A 604-nucleotide genomic window follows, 5' to 3' on the forward strand; every position below is an offset into this window, starting at 1 on the left:
GGACCGCGACGGAACTGCAGGACGGGAAGCCCACCGGTTGGATCTGCCCCAACGTGGCGCGCGCGAAGAACAATGTGATCATCACTGCGCAGGTGTGCCAATACGGCAATGGCGCTCCGGCCACCGCGACAGTTCTGGACAAGATGTCGGAGAAGTCCAGGATCGTCGCTGCGGCCGGAGCGCCGTTGCCCCATTGGCACACCTGCGCGTAGATCACCACATTGTTCTTTGCCCGCGCCTCGCTGGCGCAGACCCAGCCGGTGATCTGCCCGTCCTCCAGTTCCGTTCCCGTCCACCGCACTCCCGTATCGGTCGCGTCGGTCTTCTGGAATCTCCATCGATATTTGCCGCTCAGGTGGATGACGGCGTTGTCGCACGAATTTACGGCCTTCGCGAGCGCATTGTCGAGCAACTGAGTCGCTGTTTTCGCGTCGGCTACCGTCGCAACAGCCAGATAGACCGCATGACCTGAAGTGTCCTTTTCCTCCCTGTATTGATTGCTCCGCCATCCGGTATAGGCCACGCCAACCGTGTTGGTGTCCAGCCCGAACAGCGCCGCACAGTCCGGGTTGCCCTCGTCGATGACAGGGGGCACTGGAGGCCT

The 604-nt window shown here is 62.1% G+C and carries 1 protein-coding gene and 1 pseudogene; one reads left to right on the plus strand and one right to left on the minus strand.

What is annotated here, in order from left to right; genetic code table 11:
• Positions 1-74 precede the first annotated feature (74 nt).
• Entirely contained in the window at positions 75-212 is a 138-nt protein-coding gene (locus tag A9X04_RS32175; RefSeq protein ID WP_369828914.1) for a hypothetical protein, read from the plus strand.
• Positions 213-214: 2 nt separating this feature from the next.
• On the opposite strand, the pseudogene A9X04_RS32180 reads toward A9X04_RS32175, so the two are convergent.
• Positions 215-595: pseudogene (locus A9X04_RS32180) on the minus strand (sensor domain-containing protein); the annotation flags it as partial.
• Between the last annotated feature and the right edge of the window lie 9 nt (positions 596-604).

Origin of the sequence: Mycobacterium sp. E3247, from assembly GCF_001667785.1 — a bacterium.
GTDB lineage: Bacteria > Actinomycetota > Actinomycetes > Mycobacteriales > Mycobacteriaceae > Mycobacterium.